Annotated in this window: 22 protein-coding genes; 5 read left to right on the plus strand and 17 right to left on the minus strand. The window is 72.0% G+C overall.

Annotated elements, in window-relative coordinates:
• Positions 1 to 210: 210 nt before the first annotated feature.
• On the minus strand, positions 211 to 492 hold the full coding sequence (locus KV205_RS13895; RefSeq protein WP_265864636.1) for an acylphosphatase: 282 nt from the start codon (positions 490 to 492) through the stop codon (positions 211 to 213).
• A 208-nt stretch (positions 493 to 700) separates the two neighbouring features.
• On the opposite strand from KV205_RS13895, the gene KV205_RS13900 reads away from it, so the two are divergent.
• On the plus strand, positions 701 to 1525 hold the full coding sequence (locus KV205_RS13900) for a CAP domain-containing protein (protein ID WP_265864637.1): 825 nt from the start codon (positions 701 to 703) through the stop codon (positions 1523 to 1525).
• Between the two features lie 82 nt (positions 1526 to 1607).
• Here the strand turns inward: KV205_RS13900 and KV205_RS13905 are convergent, their stop codons facing one another.
• On the minus strand, positions 1608 to 2192 hold the full coding sequence (locus tag KV205_RS13905) for a flavodoxin family protein (protein ID WP_265864638.1): 585 nt from the start codon (positions 2190 to 2192) through the stop codon (positions 1608 to 1610).
• A 133-nt stretch (positions 2193 to 2325) separates the two neighbouring features.
• Between KV205_RS13905 and KV205_RS13910 the strand changes: the two genes are divergently transcribed.
• Entirely contained in the window at positions 2326 to 2724 is a 399-nt protein-coding gene (locus tag KV205_RS13910; RefSeq protein WP_265864639.1) for a helix-turn-helix domain-containing protein, read from the plus strand.
• Positions 2725 to 2749: 25 nt separating this feature from the next.
• On the opposite strand, the gene mutM is transcribed toward KV205_RS13910, so the two are convergent.
• From mutM to KV205_RS13955, 9 genes are all read right to left on the minus strand, one after another.
• Complete coding sequence (gene mutM, locus KV205_RS13915) at positions 2750 to 3619, minus strand: bifunctional DNA-formamidopyrimidine glycosylase/DNA-(apurinic or apyrimidinic site) lyase (protein ID WP_265864640.1); 870 nt, start codon at positions 3617 to 3619, stop codon at positions 2750 to 2752.
• 129 nt (positions 3620 to 3748) lie between these two features.
• Positions 3749 to 4534, minus strand: a complete 786-nt coding sequence (gene rnc, locus KV205_RS13920; protein WP_265864641.1) for a ribonuclease III — start codon at positions 4532 to 4534, stop codon at positions 3749 to 3751.
• Between the two features lie 19 nt (positions 4535 to 4553).
• Complete coding sequence (rpmF, locus tag KV205_RS13925) at positions 4554 to 4727, minus strand: 50S ribosomal protein L32 (RefSeq protein WP_030496967.1); 174 nt, start codon at positions 4725 to 4727, stop codon at positions 4554 to 4556.
• Between the two features lie 2 nt (positions 4728 to 4729).
• On the minus strand, positions 4730 to 5296 hold the full coding sequence (locus KV205_RS13930; protein WP_265864642.1) for a DUF177 domain-containing protein: 567 nt from the start codon (positions 5294 to 5296) through the stop codon (positions 4730 to 4732).
• Between the two features lie 196 nt (positions 5297 to 5492).
• Entirely contained in the window at positions 5493 to 6524 is a 1032-nt protein-coding gene (locus KV205_RS13935; protein WP_265864643.1) for an ATP synthase F0 subunit B, read from the minus strand.
• A gap of 142 nt (positions 6525 to 6666) precedes the next feature.
• Entirely contained in the window at positions 6667 to 7146 is a 480-nt protein-coding gene (gene coaD, locus KV205_RS13940; protein ID WP_265864814.1) for a pantetheine-phosphate adenylyltransferase, read from the minus strand.
• A 26-nt stretch (positions 7147 to 7172) separates the two neighbouring features.
• The gene (gene rsmD, locus KV205_RS13945; protein ID WP_265864644.1) at positions 7173 to 7754 is read right to left on the minus strand and encodes a 16S rRNA (guanine(966)-N(2))-methyltransferase RsmD; all 582 of its coding nucleotides are present in this window, start codon (positions 7752 to 7754) and stop codon (positions 7173 to 7175) included.
• A gap of 81 nt (positions 7755 to 7835) precedes the next feature.
• Positions 7836 to 10049, minus strand: coding sequence for an ATP-dependent DNA helicase RecG (gene recG / locus KV205_RS13950; RefSeq protein WP_265864645.1), 2214 nt, complete (start codon positions 10047 to 10049; stop codon positions 7836 to 7838).
• A gap of 51 nt (positions 10050 to 10100) precedes the next feature.
• Entirely contained in the window at positions 10101 to 11672 is a 1572-nt protein-coding gene (locus KV205_RS13955) for a DAK2 domain-containing protein (protein ID WP_265864646.1), read from the minus strand.
• 241 nt (positions 11673 to 11913) lie between these two features.
• Between KV205_RS13955 and rpmB the strand changes: the two genes are divergently transcribed.
• Positions 11914 to 12099 carry a 50S ribosomal protein L28 gene (gene rpmB / locus KV205_RS13960; protein WP_003957616.1) on the plus strand — a complete coding sequence of 62 codons (186 nt, stop codon included), beginning with the start codon at positions 11914 to 11916 and terminating at the stop codon, positions 12097 to 12099.
• A gap of 121 nt (positions 12100 to 12220) precedes the next feature.
• Here rpmB and thiD read toward each other — a convergent pair whose 3' ends face one another.
• Genes thiD through KV205_RS13975 form a run of 3 tightly spaced genes read right to left on the minus strand, consistent with a single transcriptional unit; the run spans position 12221 to position 14111 of the window.
• Complete coding sequence (gene thiD / locus KV205_RS13965; protein ID WP_265864647.1) at positions 12221 to 13024, minus strand: bifunctional hydroxymethylpyrimidine kinase/phosphomethylpyrimidine kinase; 804 nt, start codon at positions 13022 to 13024, stop codon at positions 12221 to 12223.
• Positions 13021 to 13983, minus strand: a complete 963-nt coding sequence (locus tag KV205_RS13970) for a thiamine-phosphate kinase (protein ID WP_265864648.1) — start codon at positions 13981 to 13983, stop codon at positions 13021 to 13023. The genes thiD and KV205_RS13970 overlap by 4 nt, the downstream gene beginning before the upstream one ends.
• The gene (locus KV205_RS13975; RefSeq protein WP_265864649.1) at positions 13980 to 14111 is read right to left on the minus strand and encodes a hypothetical protein; all 132 of its coding nucleotides are present in this window, start codon (positions 14109 to 14111) and stop codon (positions 13980 to 13982) included. The genes KV205_RS13970 and KV205_RS13975 overlap by 4 nt, the downstream gene beginning before the upstream one ends.
• 105 nt (positions 14112 to 14216) lie before the next feature.
• On the opposite strand from KV205_RS13975, the gene KV205_RS13980 reads away from it, so the two are divergent.
• Complete coding sequence (locus KV205_RS13980; protein ID WP_265864650.1) at positions 14217 to 14450, plus strand: Lrp/AsnC family transcriptional regulator; 234 nt, start codon at positions 14217 to 14219, stop codon at positions 14448 to 14450.
• Between the two features lie 23 nt (positions 14451 to 14473).
• Complete coding sequence (locus KV205_RS13985; protein WP_265864651.1) at positions 14474 to 14953, plus strand: DUF3515 domain-containing protein; 480 nt, start codon at positions 14474 to 14476, stop codon at positions 14951 to 14953.
• A gap of 27 nt (positions 14954 to 14980) precedes the next feature.
• Here the strand turns inward: KV205_RS13985 and KV205_RS13990 are convergent, their stop codons facing one another.
• From KV205_RS13990 to KV205_RS14000, 3 genes are all read right to left on the minus strand, one after another.
• On the minus strand, positions 14981 to 16120 hold the full coding sequence (locus KV205_RS13990) for a D-alanine--D-alanine ligase family protein (RefSeq protein WP_265864652.1): 1140 nt from the start codon (positions 16118 to 16120) through the stop codon (positions 14981 to 14983).
• Positions 16121 to 16200: 80 nt separating this feature from the next.
• On the minus strand, positions 16201 to 17202 hold the full coding sequence (locus KV205_RS13995) for an NAD(P)H-dependent glycerol-3-phosphate dehydrogenase (protein ID WP_265864653.1): 1002 nt from the start codon (positions 17200 to 17202) through the stop codon (positions 16201 to 16203).
• Positions 17199 to 17966, minus strand: a complete 768-nt coding sequence (locus KV205_RS14000; protein ID WP_265864654.1) for a 1-acyl-sn-glycerol-3-phosphate acyltransferase — start codon at positions 17964 to 17966, stop codon at positions 17199 to 17201. The genes KV205_RS13995 and KV205_RS14000 overlap by 4 nt, the downstream gene beginning before the upstream one ends.
• Positions 17967 to 17989: the final 23 nt, after the last annotated feature.

Raw genomic sequence — 17989 nt, forward strand, 5'->3', positions numbered from 1 at the left:
CGGAATTCCGGCGGCGGCGCCTCGCAACTCGGTGCCCGAGGGGCGTGGAGATCATCCTTACTGCCGCAGCCTGGCACGGCGCGCCGTTCTCCGCAACCACCAGGTGGTTCTCGCTTCCGCGACTGTTCACCGCGACCCCCGTCCGGGGCCGTTCGGGGGCGTCGGACGGGGGTGCGCGGAGCGTGGTCGGGGGTCTTCGGAGGGCGAGGGTCAGCGGATGGCGAAGCCGTCGTAGCCGCCGCGCGGGGTGTCCCATATCTCAGTGACACCGTCCACGCGCCCGGGCGTGTCGGCGGAGCGGAGCCAGTCGAGCAGACGGTGGCAATTGTCACTCGGCCCCTCGGCCACGACCTGGACCCGGCCGTCGTCGAGGTTCAGGGCGAAACCGACGAGCCCGCCGATCTCCAGCGCGTTTGCCCTGGTGAACCAGCGGAAGCCCACTCCCTGTACCCGGCCGCGCACCCAGGCGGTGATCCGTACGTCCTCATTCATGCCTGCACGCTAACGGGCGAATTACGGAAGGAGCACGTCAGCCCCGCATGTCATGGCGTACAGTCCGTGCGGAACGGGCCTCACCCGTTCGGCGGCATCCTGTTCGAAGGCCCGCCGGAAGGCCCGCAGAAGCAAAGATCAGCAAAGAGCGCAGCTCAGACAGTTGAGCTCAGGCGCGGTTCGGTTCAGTACGTCAGGAGGCGAGCAGATGGGACGGCATCGCGGCACACGACGCGGCGCACCCGTGAAGACCGGGCTGCTCGGTGTCTCCGCGGCGGTCGCGGTCGGTGCGATCGGCATCGCCTCGGGTCTGCTGCCCGGCGGCGAGACGTTCTCGTTCGACAACGCCGGCAAGGACGAGCCGCGCGTGACGGCACAGGCCGAGCAGCGCGCGCCGAGTCTGAACACCCAGGGCGGCGCCTCGGCCGCCGCGACCGGCCAGTCGGCCGGGACCCGGAAGACCGCCGCCCCGTCGGCGAAGCCCGCGCCGAAGCCGACCCCGTCGAAGACGGCGACGCCGAGCCCGAAGCCCACGACCGCGAAGCCCACGCCCAAGGCGACCCCGGCTCCGGTGCGGACGACCCGGCCGGCGCCGGCTCCGACCACCCAGGCCCCGGTCGCGCCGACCACCGCCGCCCGCTCCCTGAGCGCCCGCGAGCAGGCCGCCGAGGCGGAGGTCGTGCGCCTGGTGAACGCGGAGCGCGCCAAGGTGGGCTGCGTCCCGGTCCGCTCGGACGCCGAGCTCGCCGCCCTGGCCGGTGCCTTCAGCGCCGACATGGCGGCCCGGAACTTCTTCGACCACACCGACCCCGACGGCGCGACCCCGTGGTCCCGCGCCCAGAAGGCCGGGGTCTCGGACCTCGGCGGTGAGAACATCGCCCGCGGCCAGGTCGACGCGGCCGCGGTGATGAAGTCCTGGATGGCCAGCGACGGACACCGCGCCAACATCCTGAACTGCGACTACACCGCGCTCGGCGTCGGTGTGCACTTCGGTTCCGGCGGCCCGTGGTGGACGCAGGACTTCGGCTTCTGAGCCCCGGGCTCCCCGGATACGGGAGAGGGCCCCGTCACCGCGTCGGTGACGGGGCCCTCTCGCGTACGGGGCGGGCGACGGCTCAGGCCGCGACCTTGCCGAGCGCGAAGGTGCGGGCCGTGGCGGCGACCCGGCGGCCGAGGTGCTCGGCGGTGGCTATGTCGGCCTTGTGGACGCCCTCCGGGCCCAGGTCGTTGGGGGTCTGGGCGCCCGCGCCGGCGAAGATGCCGAGGCGGTTGAGGTCGTTCTCGGAGGCCTCGGTGGTGTTCCAGCCGGGCTTCAGACCGAGGTTGACCCAGGTCATGCCGTGCTGGCCGGCGAGGGTCTGGAAGAACTGCAGGGTGTGCAGCTTGTCGCCGCTCTTCGAGCCGGAGTTGGTGAAGCCGGCGGCCAGCTTGTCCAGCCAGGCGTCGGTGAACCAGCGCTTCGAGGTGGCCTCGGCGAACTGGTGGAAGGCGCCGGAGGCGGTGCCCATGTAGGTCGGCGAGCCGAAGACGATCGCGTCGGAGGCGTCGAGGAGCTCCCATTCGGCGTCGGTGATCTCGTCGACCTTGATCAGGTGCACGGTGGCGCCGGCGTCGGCGGCTCCGTCCCGGACGGCCTCGGCGAGGACGGCGGTGTGGCCGAAGCCGGAGTGGTACGCGATGGAGACGACGGGCGTGGTCATGAAAAGGCTCCTCGACGGTGCGAAGGACGGCAGGAGGGGAACGACGAGAAGTAGAGCACTAACTTTTGGATAGCGCAACCCTGGGGTTAGCGCCCCCTGTCCCACAGCGCTGTACGCGCGTATGGTAGAGGGCATGACCGATGACCCGGGCCTCGAAGACCTCGCCTTCAACGTGTTCGCCAAGGCCTGTCCCTCCCGCGGCACGCTGGAGCACGTGACCGGCCGCTGGGGCAGCCTCACCCTGGGCGCCCTGCACGAGGGCGGCGCCCGCTTCAACGAGCTGCGCCGCCGGGTGGACGGCGTCAGCGAGAAGATGCTCTCCCAGACCCTGCACGCGCTGGAGCGCGACGGACTGGTGCACCGCGAGGCCCAGCCCACCAACCCGCCCCGGGTCGACTACCGGCTCACACCGCTGGGCACCGAGGTCGCCGAGCGGCTGCTCGGACTGATCCACCTCGTCGAGGGGCGCATGCCGCAGGTGCTCGCCGCCCGCGAGAATTACGACGCGGAGCGCGCGCCCGTCACGGGGTGAGCCGGGCGGTGCGTCAGCAGGTGCGTCAGGCGGACGCGCGCGGCGGGCGCTGGCAGCGCGGGCAGTAGTAGCTGGAGCGGTTCATCCACGGACGGCGGCGCATCGGCGTCCCGCACCGGTGACAGGGCTCGCCCTCCCGCCCGTACGCGTCGAGCGAGCGGTCGAAGTAGCCGGACTCGCCGTTCACGTTCACGTACAGGCTGTCGAAGCTGGTGCCGCCGACCGCGAGCGCCGCGTTCATCACGTCCCGGACGTGCCCGAGCAGCTCGGCCGAGCGCGGCCGGGTGAACGTGGCCGTCGGCCGCTCGTAGTGCAGCTTCGAGCGCCACAGCGCCTCGTCCGCGTAGATGTTGCCGACCCCGCTGATCAGCGACTGGTCGAGCAGCGCCCGCTTGATCGTGGTCCGCCGCAGCCGCAGCGCGCTCGCGAAGGCGGCGTCGTCGAAGGCCGGGTCCAGCGGGTCGCGCGCGATGTGCGCGATGACGTCCGGCAGCCCGTCCGTGCTGTCCGGGGCGGTGTCGTGCAGCGAGAGCCCGCCGAAGGTCCGCTGGTCCACGAAGCGCAGCTCGGTCCCGGCGGCATCGTCGAACCGGATCCGGATCCGCAGGTGCTTCTCGTCCGCCGCGTCCTCCGGCTGTACGAGCAGCTGGCCGCTCATCCCGAGGTGCCCGAGCACGGAGGCGTCGCCGGAGTCCAGCGGCAGCCACAGATACTTGCCGCGCCGCCGGGCGATCCCGAACCGCTGCCCCTTCAGGCGTGCCGCGAAGTCCGCCCCGCCCTCGGGGTGCCGGCGCACCGCGCGCGGGTGCAGGACCTCGACCTCCGCGACGGTCCGCCCCGCGACCCACCGCTCAAGACCGCGTCGTACGACCTCGACCTCGGGCAACTCGGGCACGGGACTTCCTCCGGACGGCACACAGAAGGCTGGTGGGGACTGCTGATCGCAGCCTACCGCCGGGCACCGACAGCACGATGCCCCCGTCCCTGAGCGGGACGGGGGCATGCGCGCCGGAAACGGAAGGGGTCAGGCGGTGGCCTGGTCCCCGGCGGAAGAGGTGTCGGCGCCCTCTTCCACGGTCGCGGCCTTCGCCGCTGCCGCGCGCTCGTCCGCGGCGGCGCGAATCGCGCGCCACGCGGACTCCGCCGCCTGCTGTTCCGCTTCCTTCTTGCTGCGGCCGGTGCCGGTGCCGTACGAGACACCACCGACGCGGGCGGCAGCAGTGAACGTCTTCTCGTGGTCCGGACCCTCCTCGCTGACGAGGTATTCCGGCACACCGAGACCCTCGGCCGCGGTGAGCTCCTGGAGACTGGTCTTCCAGTCCAGGCCGGCACCGAGGTTCGAGGACTTCTCGATCAGCGGGTCGAAGAGCCGGTGAACCAGCTCGGACGCCGCGTCGAGGCCCCGGTCGAGATACACCGCGCCGATCACCGCTTCGAGGGTGTCGGCGAGGATGGACGCCTTGTCCCGGCCGCCCGTGCCTTCCTCGCCCCGGCCGAGCCGGATGAAGGAGCCCAGGTCGAGGCCGCGGCCCACCTCCGCCAGCGCACGCGAGTTGACCACCGCGGCCCGAAGCTTGGCCAGCTGGCCCTCGGGGAGATCCGGGTGGGTGCGGTACAGCGTGTCCGTGACCACCAGGCCGAGCACCGAGTCCCCGAGGAACTCCAGCCGCTCGTTGGTGGGCAGACCGCCGTTCTCGTACGCGTACGAACGGTGGGTGAGCGCACGCACCAGAAGGGCGGACTCGAGCTGATACCCGAGCCGCCCTTCCAGAAGCGTGTGGGACGAGGCCGAATTGACGTGGTCAGACATCGTGCCTCTCACCAGCCCCTCAGACCGAGAGGACCTGGCGCTTGTTGTAGGTGCCGCAGCTCGGGCACGCGATGTGCTGCTGCTTCGGCTCCTGGCAACGCTCACACGAAACCAGGGTGGGGACCGCAGCCTTCCACTGCGACCGGCGGTGGCGCGTGTTGCTGCGCGACATCTTCCGCTTCGGAACAGCCACGGCTACTTCTCCTGCTCTTCGTCGACACCGGTTGCGGCGCCGCTCATGTTGTCCTTCTCATCGGTTCCCAGCGAACCGGCGAGTCCCTGCAATGCCGCCCAACGTGCGTCGACGGCGTCGTGGTGGTGGTCCGGGTTGTCGTTCAGGTTGATTCCGCACTCGGAACACAGACCTTCACAGTCCTCCCGGCACACCGGCTGCATGGGCAGTGCGAGCACCACCGCATCGCGCAGCACGGGTTCGAGGTCGAACATGCCGTCCTCGAGGGGGATCATGCTCTCGTCGTCCTCGGCTTCGTCGTCCGCGGCCGCCTTGGAGCGGCCCCGGTCGTCGGAGTCGGGGTACGAGAACATCTCCTGGTAGTCCGCGTCGACATCAAGCTCGACGGGCTCCAGACACCTTACGCACTCCCCCTCGGCCGATGCACGGGCGGTGCCTGTGACAAGCACCCCTTCCATGACCGACTCGAGACGGAGCTCGATCTCCACCGGGGCGCCCTCGGGCACCGCGATGACCCCCGCGATCCCCAGGTCCCTGGGGGCGTCGACCGTGCGGGAGAGCCGCTGCATGGCACCAGGACGCCGTCCCAGCTCGTGTGTGTCGAACACGAGGGGATTGCGGTGGTCGAGGCGCGTGCTCAGGGCTCTTCCTGCTTTCGGATCGTTCACAACGTGAGGGGCTGCCAGACTCGGGCAGCACTGATCGCGGACATAGCGCGACCGAAGAGCCAGGATACTGGACGCTTCGCCCAGGGCCCAATCCGGGCTACTGCCCCTGTTCGTACCGGCGCAGCTGTTCGAGGTCGATCATGCTCGTGTCGAAGAAGCTGGTCTCGTCGAGCGAGGCGGGCGCCTGCTGCTGGACCGGCTGCTGCTGCTCGTACGTGTACTGCCCCTGGTACGCGTAGGGGTCGGCCTGCTGGGGCTGCTGCGGGTACCCGTAGGGGTCCTGCTGGACCGGCTGCTGGTACGCGTAGGGATCCTGCTGCTGGTACGCGTACGGGTCCTGCTGGGCCGGAATCTGTACGGGCTGCGCCGGCTGCGCGGGCTGGGGCTCGGGGTCGGCGAGCTCCGCGAGGCCGGCCAGGTAGTCGGCGTCGCTGCCGTGGTGCAGGCCGCCCGTGCCGCCGGCCGCGTCCTGGGCGGCCATGTGCTCGCCGAGGGCGTCGGAGGCGATCCGGCCGTGCAGCGTCTGCCGGCCGCGGCCGACGGCCTCCAGGGTCTTGCTCAGGACGGCCTCGAAGGCGCCCAGCTTGACGTCCACGTAGGCGTCGGCGCGCTGGATCAGGGTCTGCGGGTCGGCGCTGTACTCGGGGGCGTCCTCGTCGGCGTACCCCTCGGCGTCGAGGCCCGGGCCGCGGCCGAGCAGCTTCTCGCGGCCGCGGTCCACCGAGGCGATGGTCTTGTTGAGGACGACCTCGAAGTTGGCGAGCTTGGAGTCGACGTAGTCGTCGGCCTCGGCGCGGATCTCCTCGGCCTCGCGGCGGGCCTCGGCGAGGATCCGCTCGGCCTCGTCCTGGGACTGCCGGGCCACCTGGGAGTCGGAGACGATCGAGCCGCGCTCGGCGTGGGCGGCCTCGATGATCCGCTCCGCCTCCTGGCGGGCCTGCTCGACCATCTGCTCGCGCCCGCCGAGGAGCTCCTGGGCCTGGGCCAGGGAGCCGGGCAGGGCGCCCCTGACCTCTTCGAGCAGAGCGAGCAGCTCGGCCCGGTTGACCACGCAGGACGCCGACATGGGCATGGAGCGGGCGCTCCGGACCGTATCGACGATGTCGTCGAGCTTCTTCTGCACGTCCACCGGTGCTCGCCACTCTCTACAGCTGGATGGAGACGGACGGGACGACTGTAAGGCCAGTCGGGGCCCGTCCGGCACCTGGTGACGGAGCGTCAGGGGCGGTGGCCGGGGGTCACGGCCGGCGCACGGCCGGTGGACACCCGGTTCAGCGCTCCCGGAGGCGCTCGGTGAGCCGGCCGAGGACCTGCGGCGGCACCAGGTGGGAGACGTCGCCGCCCCAGGCCGCGACCTCCTTGACCAGGGAGGACGACAGGAAGCTGTAGGTGGGGTTGGTGGGCACGAACAGCGTCTCGACGCCGGAGAGCCCGTTGTTCATCTGGGCCATCTGCAGCTCGTAGTCGAAGTCGCTGACGGCGCGGAGTCCCTTGACGATGGCGGGGATGTCGCGCTGCTTGCAGAAGTCGACGAGGAGGCCGTGGAAGGACTCGACCTCGACGTTCCCGAAGTCGGCGGTGACCTCGCGGATCAGCTCGATCCGCTCGTCGACCGTGAAGAGGCCCTTCTTCGACTGGTTGATCATCACCGCGACGTGTACGACGTCGTACAGCTTGGAGGCGCGGGCGATGATGTCGAGATGTCCATTGGTGATGGGGTCGAACGACCCCGGACATACGGCGCGGCGCAACTTGGTTCCCTCGCTCTCCGGTCCGGTCATCGTGCGTCTTCGCACGTAGAGGCGGCGCGACCGTACCAAAACGTTCCCTCGCCGTAGCGACGGGCCCGCAGTGGTTCGAAGCCGTCCGGCCAGCCGAATTCGCCGCCCCGGGTGCTGCGCTCCACGGTGACGAGGGCATCCTCCGCCATCCAGCCCCCCGCGCGCATTGTGAGGAGGATCTCGCGAAGATCGGCGTCGGCGACGGCGTAGGGCGGGTCGAGGAAGACCAGGTCGTACGGCTCGGCCGGGGCCGGTCCGGTGACGACCTGCTCGGCCCTGCCGGTGCGCAGCTCGGCGCCGGGCAGGCCGAGGTTGCGGATGTTGTCGCGGACGGTCTTCGCGGCGCGCGGCTCGGCCTCCACGAGGAGGGTGTGGGCGGCGCCGCGGGACAGCGCTTCCAGGCCGACGGCGCCGGAGCCCGCGTACAGGTCGGCGACCCGGGCGCCGGCGAGGCCGTGGAAGGACTCCCAGGTGGAGAAGAGACCTTCCCTCGCGCGGTCGGAGGTGGGCCGGGTGCCGTTGCCCGGGGGCACGGCGAGCCGTCGTCCGCCGGCGGTGCCGGCGATCACGCGGGTCATGTGGGTTCCTCGTTCTCCATAATCCATTGCGCTTGCAATGAATTATGGCCGTTCGAGCTGCTCGACGTCAGCCCGCCGACATCAGCCCTTCTCCAGGTACTCCTCCCGGTCCTTGTCGAGGAGCGCGTCGAGCGCGGTGCGCAGGGCGGGGTGGGCGGTGAGCTCGGGGTCGGCGAGGACGAGGGCGGTGGCCTCCTCGCGGGCGGCGGCGATGACCTCCTCGTCCTCGATGACGGCGAGGACCCGCAGGGAGGAGCGGACGCCGGACTGGGCCTGGCCGAGGACGTCGCCCTCGCGGCGCTGTTCGAGGTCGATCCGGGAGAGCTCGAAGCCGTCGAGGGTGGAGGCGACGGCGCCGAGGCGCTGGCGGGCGGGGCTGGCCTCGGGCATCTCGGTGACGAGGAGGCACAGGCCGGCGGCGGAGCCGCGGCCGACGCGGCCGCGGAGCTGGTGCAGCTGGGAGACACCGAAGCGGTCGGCGTCCATGATCACCATGGCGGTGGCGTTGGGCACGTTGACGCCGACCTCGATGACGGTGGTGGCGACCAGGACGTCCGCCTCGCCGGCGGCGAAGCGGCGCATGACCTCGTCCTTGTCGTCGGGGTGCATCCGGCCGTGCAGCACCTCGACGCGGAGTCCGGCGAGCGGCCCGGCGCGCAGCTGCTCGGCGACGTCGAGGACGGCGAGCGGCGGGCGCTTCTCTGCCTCGTCCTCGGGGGACGCCTTGGCCTTCTTCTTCTGGTCCTCCTCGTCGCCGATCCTCGGGCACACCACGTATCCCTGGTGGCCGGCCTCGACCTCCTCGCGGACCCGCTCCCAGGCGCGGGCGAGGAAGTGCGGCTTGTCGGCGGCCGGGACGACATGGCTGGCGATCGGGGAGCGGCCGGCGGGCAGCTGGTCGAGGACGGAGGTCTCCAGGTCGCCGAAGACGGTCATCGCGACCGTACGGGGAATGGGCGTGGCGGTCATGACGAGCAGGTGCGGGGGCTGTTTGCCCTTGCCGCGCAGGGCGTCGCGCTGTTCGACGCCGAAGCGGTGCTGTTCGTCGACGACGACCAGGCCGAGGTCGTGGAACTGCACCTTGTCCTCGATCAGGGCGTGGGTGCCGATGACGATCCCGGCCTCGCCGGTGACCAGGTCGAGCAGCGCCTGCCGCCGGGCGGCGGCGCCCATGGAGCCGGTGAGCAGCACGACCTTGGTGCCCTGGTCGGCGCCGCCGAGCATGCCTCCCTCGGCGAGGTCGCCCATCATCTCGGTGATCGAGCGGTGGTGCTGCTGGGCGAGCACCTCGGTGGGGGCGAGCATGGCGGCCTGTCCCCCGGCGTCGACGACGGCGAGCATGGCGCGCAGCGCGACCATGGTCTTGCCGGAGCCGACCTCGCCCTGGAGGAGGCGGTGCATAGGGTGCTCGGTGGCGAGGTCGTCGAAGATCTCCGCGGACACCTTCTGCTGGCCGTCGGTGAGGGTGAAGGGGAGGCGGGCGTCGAAGGCGGTGAGGAGGCCGTCGGGGGCGGGGCGACGGGCGACGGCGGCGAGCTGGGTGTCGGCGTGCCGGCGGCGGGCCAGGGCGACCTGGAGGACGAAGGCCTCGTCCCACTTGAGGCGGTCGCGGGCGTCGGCGATGTCGGCCTTGGTGTGCGGCCGGTGGATCTTCATCAGCGCGTCGGGCAGGTCGGTGAGGCCGCGGCCCTCGCGCAGGGCGGGCGGCAGCGGGTCGACGAGGCCCTCCCAGGCGGTGGCGGCCATGGAGTCGAGGGCGATGCCGACGGACTGCTCGATGGTCCAGGACTCCAGCTGCTTGCAGGCCGGGTAGATGGGCAGCAGTTCGCTCGCGAAGGCCTTGACGGTCTCGGTGTCGCTGTCGGCGTCGAGCAGCTTGTACTCGGGGTGGGCGAGCTGGAGGCGCCGGTTGAACATGCCGACCTTGCCGGCGAACATGGCGCGCCGGCCGGGCAGCAGTTCCTTCTGGTGGAAGTGGACGGTGCGGCCGAAGAAGACCAGCTGCATCCGGCCGCTGCCGTCGGTGATGGTGACCTCCAGGCGCTGGCCCTTGCCGCGGCCGCCCCGGTTGAAGGTGTGCACGCGCGCGTCGGCGACCTGGGCGACCACGGTGACGTGCTCGTCCAGCGGGAGGTCGGCGAGCGCGGTCAGCTCGCCGCGCTCGGCGTACCGCCGCGGGTAGTGGTGCAGCAGGTCGCCGACCGTGTGCAGGTCCAGGTGCTCGGCCATCACCTTGGCGGTGGCGGCGCCGAGCAGTTTCTTGAGGGGTTCGTCGAGCGCGGGCACGTGGTCCATTGCACACCACGGCACTGACAGAAGTCGCGCCCCTCGGTCCCGTAATGCGGGCTATTCGACGCCGATGAGCAGCGGGGGCGCTCCCTCGCCGGCGTGGTAGACGGTGGTGTCGACGGCCAAGTAGGTGGTGCGGACGTGCCGTTCGAGGGTGTCGGCGAGGTCGTCGGGGGTGTCGGCGGCGACGACCACGGTGACGAGTTCGCCGCCGGCGGAGAGCATCCGGTCGAGGACGGTGACGGCGGTGGCGGTGAGGTCCCGGCCGATGACGGCGACGTCGCCCTCGATGAGGCCGAGGACGTCGCCGGCCTGGCAGACGCCTGCGGAGGTGAAGGACTGGCGTGCGGCGACGCCGAGTTCGGCGTAGCGGGTGGCACCGGCGGCGGCGGTCATGGCGACGACGTCCTCGTCGAAGCGCCGCTCGGGTTCGTGGACGGCGAGCGCGGCGATGCCCTGGACGGCGGCGCGGGTGGGGATGAGGGCGACCCGGATGCCCTCGCGGCGGGCGTGCTCGGCGGCCTCGGCGGCGATCTCGCGCAGCTCGGTGTCGTTGGGGAGCAGCACGATCTCGCGGGCGTGGGCGCGCCGGATGGCCTCGGTGAGCTCGGCGGCGGTGGGGGTCTCGCCGGGGCGGGCGACCAGGGTGGTGGCGCCGGCCTCGGTGCACAGCCCGGCCAGGCCCTCGCCGGGCAGGACGGCGACGACGGCCCGCTCGGCGGGTTCGGGGCGGCTCTCGAAGTGGGTGACGCGGATCCGGTACGGGCGTCCCGCCTCGACGCCGGCCTCGACGGCGGCGCCGGCGTCGTCGACGTGGACGTGCACGTTCCACAGCCCGTCGCCGCCGACGACGACCAGGGACTCCCCCAGGGCGTCGAGCCGGCCGCGGAGCCGGTCCACGGCCTCGTCCCCGGCCTCCAGGAGGTAGATGACCTCGTAGGCGGGGCCGGTGCCGGCGGCGCAGTCGACGGCGAGCGTCGGGTGGTGGTGCCAGGCGGGTTCGGCGGGCCGGTCGGCGGCCTCGCCGGTCAGGGTCTCCAGGAGGGCGCCGAGGACGGCGACCAGACCGGCTCCGCCGGCGTCCACGACGCCGGCCCGGCGCAGCGCGTCGAGCTGTCCCGGGGTGGCGTCGAGGGCGGCGCGGGCCCCCTCGTAGGCCCGTTCCGCAACGGTGACGAGATCCCCGCCCGCGGCGCAGGCGCCGGCCGCCGCGTCGGCGACGGTGAGGAGGGTGCCCTCGACGGGGTGGGCGACGGCCTGGCGGGCCTGGCCGGCGGCGTTCGCGAGGGCGCGGGCGAGGTGGTCGCCGTCGGCGCCCTCGGCGAGGACCACGGCCATGCCGCGGAGCAGCTGGGAGAGGATCGTGCCGGAGTTGCCGCGGGCGCCGAGCAGGGCGCCGTGCGCCATGATCCGTATGATCTCCGCCACGTCGGCGGCCGCGTCGGCGGCGTCCACGGCGCGGGCGGCGGACTCCACCGTCAGATAGAGGTTGGTGCCGGTGTCCCCGTCGGCGACGGGATAGACGTTGATGGCGTCGATCTCCGCGCGCTCTCTCCCGAGCGCCGCAAGGGCTCCCGCGCACCAGGATCGGACCGTCTCGGCGTCGAGGGTCTGCGGAGCTCGCGGCAACGGGTGGTCCTCCTGTGCTTCGCGGTGGGTTCACCGCAGGGTAGACCGGCGTCCGCCCGGAGCCGGGGCCGGGGGCGGGGGCCGGGCGGGCCGTGGTAGTTTCGTTCCACCGAAGCATCCGTTGTATGCTGCTTCGGTTGCCCGGCACTGACCGGGCCATTCCCCGGCAAGCCACTTCAGATCCCTGATCCGATTCCGGTGCGCCGGTTTCACTGTAAATCTGAAGTCTTTGGAGTGACCCGTGGCTGCCAACTGCGACGTCTGCGGCAAGGGGCCGGGCTTCGGCAACAACATTTCGCACTCGCACCGCCGTACGTCTCGTCGCTGGAACCCGAACATCCAGCGTGTGCGTGCCGTGGTCGGTCGGACGCCGAAGCGGCTCAACGTCTGCACCTCGTGCATCAAGGCCGGCAAGGTCTCGCGCTAATCGCGACGTCGTGTCGTAGCGCAGCCCCTGCGGTTGCCTTGAAAGGCCGGTTCACCTCGGTGAACCGGCCTTTTGCCTTGCCCGGAAACGGCCGGCCCGGAAACAGTCCGGCGGGCGACGGCTAGCGGCGCAGTCGCCAGGCGTGGTCGACCGGGCCGATGCCCGCGCCGAGCGCGAATCCGGCGGCGATGGCGCCCGTGACGTACGCCTTGGCCTGCCGTACGGCCTCCGGGACCGTGAGGCCCTTCGCGAGGCCCGAGGCGACCGCGGAGGCGAGCGTGCAGCCGGTGCCGTGGGTGTGCCGGTTGTCGTACCGGGGGGCGCGCAGCCAGTGCTCCTCGGTGCCGTCGGTGAGCAGGTCCACGGCCTCCGGGGCGGCTCCGGGCAGGTGTCCGCCCTTGATCAGGGCCCAGCGCGGCCCGTACCCGAGGATCGCGTCGGCCGCCCGCCGCATGCCGGCCTCGTCCTCGACCTCGATGCCCGTGAGCTGCGCCACCTCGTCCAGGTTGGGCGTGGCGACGGTCGCGACGGGCAACAGCTTCGTACGGACGGAGTCCAGGGCGGAGGCGGCGAGCAGGGAGTCGCCGTGCTTGGAGACGCCGACCGGGTCGACGACGACGGGGGCGCCCACGGGGGCGAGCAGTTCGGCCACGGTCTCCACGAGCGCCGCCGACGCCAGCATGCCGGTCTTGACGGCCTGGACGCCGATGTCGTCCACCACGGCCCGGTACTGGGCCCGTACGGCCTCCTCGGGCAGCTCCCAGGCGCCCTGGACGCCCAGCGAGTTCTGGGCGGTCACGGCGGTGATCACGCTCATGCCGTGGACGCCGAGCGCGAGCATGGTCTTCAGGTCGGCCTGGATGCCCGCGCCGCCGCCGGAGTCCGATCCGGCGACGGTGAGCACCAGGGGCGGCCGGGAGGTCACTCGGTCTCCCCGAAGTGGTCCCAGCCCCCCGTGCTGTGCCAGGGGGCGCCGTCGACGGTGACCTGGGGCAGCGCGGAGGGGTTGAGGACCTCGCCGATGACCTTCCAGCGGGCGGGCAGCTTCACGTCCGGCGGGAAGGTGGCGACGATCGCGTGGTCCTCTCCCCCGGTGAGCACCCACTGCAGCGGGTCGACGCCGACGGCCTGGCCGATGTCGTTCATCTGGCTGGGGATGTCGATGAGGCCGGAGCGCAGGTCGATGCGGACCTTGCTGGCCTCGGCGATGTGCCCGAGGTCGGCGATCAGGCCGTCGCTGACGTCGCACATGGCGGTGGCGCCGAGGCCGGCCGCGGCGGGGCCCGCGTGGTACGGCGGCTCGGGGCGGCGGTGGGCCTCGACGAAGGCGCGCGGGGAGCGGAAGCCGCGGGAGAGCACCGCGTAGCCGGCGGCGGACCAGCCGAGCCAGCCGGTGTAGGCGACCACGTCGCCGGGCTTGGCGCCCCCGCGGATGACCGGGTCGTGGTTGCGCAGGTCGCCGAGGGCGGTGATGGAGACCATGATCGTGTCGCCGCGGACCACGTCGCCGCCGACCACGGCGGCACCGGCGACCTGACATTCGTCGCGCAGTCCGTCCATGAGTTCGGTGGTCCAGGTGACCGGGAGCTCGGCGGGTACGACGAGGCCGAGGAGCAGCGCGGTGGGCACGGCGCCCATGGCGGCGATGTCGGCGAGGTTCTGCGCGGCGGCCTTGCGGCCGACGTCGTAGGCCGTGGACCAGTCGCGGCGGAAGTGGCGTCCTTCGAGCAGGATGTCCGTGCTGGCCACCACCCGCCGGTCGGGGGCGGAGACGACCGCGGCGTCGTCGCCGGGCCCGATCCGCACCGCCGGGGTGGAGGTGAGCCGGGAGGTCAGCTCCCTGATGAGCCCGAACTCGCCGAGCTCTCCGACTGTGCCCTTCACCGCGATTCACCTCGTGTCGTCGTGCCGGCCGCCGCGCCGCCGTGCCGCTCCTCGCCGTGCGGGTCGCGGGCCGTCACCGTGCCGGATACCGTCAAGTAGACCGTCAACTTCTCATGTGCGTACGCCACCCCGCGTGCGCCTCCGAGCCCGGAGGTCTCCCCGCGGCCCGCGGCGACGCGGTACCGTGGCGTCTCTTTCTCCCACAAGATCCTCGTGGCCGCCCTGGAGGTTCCGTGGTTCAGGCGTACATCCTTATTCAGACCGAGGTGGGCAAGGCGACGACCGTCGCCGAGACCATCGCCAAGATTCCTGGAGTGATCCAGGCGGAGGACGTGACCGGTCCCTATGACGTGATCGTGCGGGCCGAGGCCGACACCGTGGACGCGCTCGGGCGCATGGTGGTCGCCAAGGTCCAGCAAGTGGAAGGCATCACGCGCACCCTCACCTGCCCGGTCGTGCATATCTAGCCCCCGTCTACCCTTGGCCGGTGATGTCTTCCCACCGGCCTTTCGGCCTGCCCGCCTTCGCCGCCGCGGCCACGCTGCTGCTGGCCGCCACCGGCTGTTCCGCGTCGGACGCGAAGGCGTCGGTGCCGGTTCCCGGTCCGCCGGCGGCCGAGGCCGCCGTCTGCCGTGCGCTCGCGAAGGAGCTGCCCGGCACCGTGGCCGGTCTGGCGCGGACCGGGACCGAGCCGGAGTCCGAGCTGACCGCCGCGTGGGGGGATGCGGCGATCGTACTGCGCTGCGGGGTCCCCCGGCCCGAAAAGATGAACGATCCACAGGCACAGGGGATCGACGCGAACGGCGTGAACTGGCTGTTCGAGCCGCGCGCGGGCGACGGGCCGCGCTTCACCACCACGTACCGCAAGGCGTATGTGGAGGTGACGCTCGACGCGCGCTACGCGCATGACGTCGGCCCGCTGGTGGACCTGGCCGAGCCGGTGAAGAAGGCCGTGCCCCCCAGCCTCTGAGAGACCGGGGGGGCCGGATGAGGGCGGCTAGCGCAGGCCGGTGGAGCGGTTGAGCGCGGCCTGGATGAGCCGGTCGACGAGCTCCGGGTAGCTGACGCCGCTCTCCTGCCACATCCGCGGGTACATCGAGATGGGCGTGAAGCCGGGCATGGTGTTGATCTCGTTGATGACGAAGCCGCCGTCCTCGGTGAGGAAGAAGTCGGCGCGCACCAGGCCCTCGCAGGACACGGACTCGTAGGCGAGGACCGCGAGCCGCTGCACCTCGGCGGTGGCCTCGTCGCCGATCGGCGCGGGCACCAGGCCGGAGGCCGAGTCGATGTACTTGGCCTCGAAGTCGTAGAAGTCGTGGTTCGTGACCGGCGGGATCTCGGCGGGCACGCTGGCGCGCGGGCCGTCCTCGAACTCCAGGACGCCGCACTCGATCTCGCGGCCGCGCAGCAGCGCCTCCACGATGATCTTCGGGTCGTGGCGGCGGGCCTCCTCGACGGCCTCGTCCAGGCCGGAGAGGTCGTCGACCTTGGTGATGCCGACGGACGAGCCGCCGCGGGCCGGCTTCACGAAGAGCGGCCAGCCGTGGTCGGCGGCGAACTCCACGATCTTCTTGCGGGCGGCGGCCGGGTTCTGCTCCCACTCGCGCGGGCGGATCACCTCGTACGGGCCGACCGGCAGGCCGAAGGAGACGAAGACCCGCTTCATGTACTCCTTGTCCTGGCCGACGGCGGAGGCGAGGACGCCGGCGCCGACGTACGGGATGCCGGAGAGCTCCAGGAGGCCCTGGAGGGTGCCGTCCTCGCCGTACGGACCGTGCAGCACGGGGAACACGACGTCGACCTCGCCGAGCGCCTGCGGCAGCGCGCCGGGCTCGTTGAGAACCACCTCGCGGCTGGCCGGGTCGACGGGCAGCACGACGCCGCCGGTGACGGACTCGGCGAGTTCGGCGACGTCCGGCAGGGCGCGGTCGCTGATGGCCATCCGCTCGGGGGCGTCGGCGGTCAGCGCCCAGCGGCCCTCGCGGGTGATGCCGATGGGCAGCACGTCGTACTTGTCCCGGTCGATGGCGCGCAGGACGGCACCGGCGGTGACGACGGAGATGGCGTGCTCGGAGCTGCGTCCGCCGAAGACGACGGCCACGCGCGGCTTGCGGGGGCTCTGGGTGTTCTCGCTCATATCGCGATGAGCGTACCTTGCGGCGTCCGAACTGCTTAAGCCCCGCGGCCGCCGCGCGCGTACGGCTCAAGAGGGCGTGCTCAGCGGCGCTCGGGCTTGGCGCTGCGCGACATGAGCTCCTTGAGCGCGACGACCGGCGGCTTGCCGTCGTGGACGATCGAGACGACCGTCTCGGTGATGGGCATGTCGACGCCGTGGCGGCGGCCCAGATCCAGCACGGACTCGCAGGACTTGACGCCCTCGGCGGTCTGCTTGGTGGCCGCGATGGTCTCCTGGAGGGTCATCCCGCGGCCCAGGTTGGTGCCGAAGGTGTTGTTCCGGGAGAGCGGCGAGGAGCAGGTGGCGACGAGGTCGCCCAGCCCTGCGAGCCCGGAGAAGGTCAGCGGGTCGGCGCCCATGGCGAGGCCGAGGCGGGTGGTCTCGGCGAGGCCGCGGGTGATGAGGGTGGCCTTGGAGTTGTCGCCGAGGCCCATGCCGTTGGCGATGCCGACGGCGAGGCCGATGACGTTCTTCACCGCGCCGCCGAGTTCGCAGCCGACGACGTCGGTGTTGGTGTACGGGCGGAAGTACGGGGTCATGCAGGCGCTCTGGAGCCGCTGGGCGACCGACTCGTCGGCGCAGGCGACCACGGCGGCGGCGGGCTGCCGGGCGGCGATCTCCTTGGCCAGGTTGGGGCCGGTGAGCACGGCCACGCGCTCGGCGGGCACGTCGGCGACCTCGCGGATGACCTCGCTCATGCGCTTGGCGGTGCCGAGTTCGATGCCCTTCATCAGGGACACCAGGACGGTGTCCGGGGCGAGTTTCGGCGCCCACTGGGCGAGGTTCTCGCGCAGCGTCTGGGAGGGGACGACGAGGACCGTGAAGTCGGCGTCGCGGGCGGCCTCGGCCGGGTCGGCGGTGGCCGTGATGCCCTTGGGGAGTTCGACCCCGGGGAGGTACTCGGGGTTGGTCCCGGTGCTGTTGATGGCCTCGGCGAGGGCGGCGCGGCGGCCCCACAGGCTCACCTCGCAGCCCGCGTCGGCGAGCACCATGGCGAAGGCGGTGCCCCAGGATCCGTTGCCGAAGACGGCTGCCTTGGTCACTTGGTGCCCTCTCCGGTCGTGCCGTCCGCGGCGGCCTTGCGGCGCTGTTCCTGCCGGGCCTTCCGGTGGTCGTACGGCTCGGCCGGCGCCTGCTCCCCGCGGACCTCCTCCAGGAGGCGGGTGATGGCCGCCATGATCTCCTCGGTGGCCGCGCGCAGCACGTCGGGCGTGGGCTCGACGTCGTAGAAGCGGGAGAGGTCGACCGGCGGACCGGCCTGCACGATCAGGGTCTTGCGGGGGCGCAGCCGGAGCTTGTCCTGCTTGGCGTACGGCGGCATGGCGAGGTTGGCGCCCCACTGGGCGACCGGGATGACGGGGGCCTTGGTGAGCAGGGCGACGCGGGCGGCGCCGGTCTTGCCGGCCATCGGCCACATCTCGGGGTCGCGGGTGAGGGTGCCCTCGGGGTAGAAGGCGACGCACTCGCCGCGCTCGATGGCGTCGACGGCGGCGCGGAAGGCGTCCAGGGCGTTGGTGGTCTCGCGGTAGACCGGGATCTGGCCGGTGTTGCGGAGCATGGTGCCGACGAATCCGGCCTTGAAGAGGCCCGCCTTGGCCAGGAAGCGGGGCACGCGGCCGGTGTTGTACTGGTAGTGCGCGTAGGAGAGCGGGTCCAGGTACGAGTTGTGGTTGACCGCGGTGATGAAGCCGCCGTCGGCCGGGATGTGCTCCTGTCCGCGCCAGTCCCGGTTGAACAGCACCACCAGTGGGGGTTTGGCGATGACCGCCGCCAGGCGGTACCAGAAGCCGATTCTGCGGCGGGACACGCGAACACCTTTCTCCGGACTGC

Source organism: Streptomyces sp. SKN60 (genome assembly GCF_026236535.1).
Taxonomy (GTDB): Bacteria; Actinomycetota; Actinomycetes; order Streptomycetales; family Streptomycetaceae; genus Streptomyces.

Excerpts from the sequence above, each read along its gene's own strand:
- KV205_RS13895 (WP_265864636.1), bottom strand. The coding sequence starts at position 492 with ATGAATGAGGACGTACGGATCACCGCCTGGGTGCGCGGCCGGGTACAG.
- KV205_RS13900 (WP_265864637.1), top strand. The coding sequence starts at position 701 with ATGGGACGGCATCGCGGCACACGACGCGGCGCACCCGTGAAGACCGGG.
- KV205_RS13905 (WP_265864638.1), bottom strand. The coding sequence starts at position 2,192 with ATGACCACGCCCGTCGTCTCCATCGCGTACCACTCCGGCTTCGGCCAC.
- KV205_RS13910 (WP_265864639.1), top strand. The coding sequence starts at position 2,326 with ATGACCGATGACCCGGGCCTCGAAGACCTCGCCTTCAACGTGTTCGCC.
- rnc (WP_265864641.1), bottom strand. The coding sequence starts at position 4,534 with ATGTCTGACCACGTCAATTCGGCCTCGTCCCACACGCTTCTGGAAGGG.
- KV205_RS13930 (WP_265864642.1), bottom strand. The coding sequence starts at position 5,296 with ATGCAGCGGCTCTCCCGCACGGTCGACGCCCCCAGGGACCTGGGGATC.
- rsmD (WP_265864644.1), bottom strand. The coding sequence starts at position 7,754 with ATGACCCGCGTGATCGCCGGCACCGCCGGCGGACGACGGCTCGCCGTG.
- recG (WP_265864645.1), bottom strand. The coding sequence starts at position 10,049 with ATGGACCACGTGCCCGCGCTCGACGAACCCCTCAAGAAACTGCTCGGC.
- KV205_RS13985 (WP_265864651.1), top strand. The coding sequence starts at position 14,474 with ATGTCTTCCCACCGGCCTTTCGGCCTGCCCGCCTTCGCCGCCGCGGCC.
- KV205_RS13990 (WP_265864652.1), bottom strand. The coding sequence starts at position 16,120 with ATGAGCGAGAACACCCAGAGCCCCCGCAAGCCGCGCGTGGCCGTCGTC.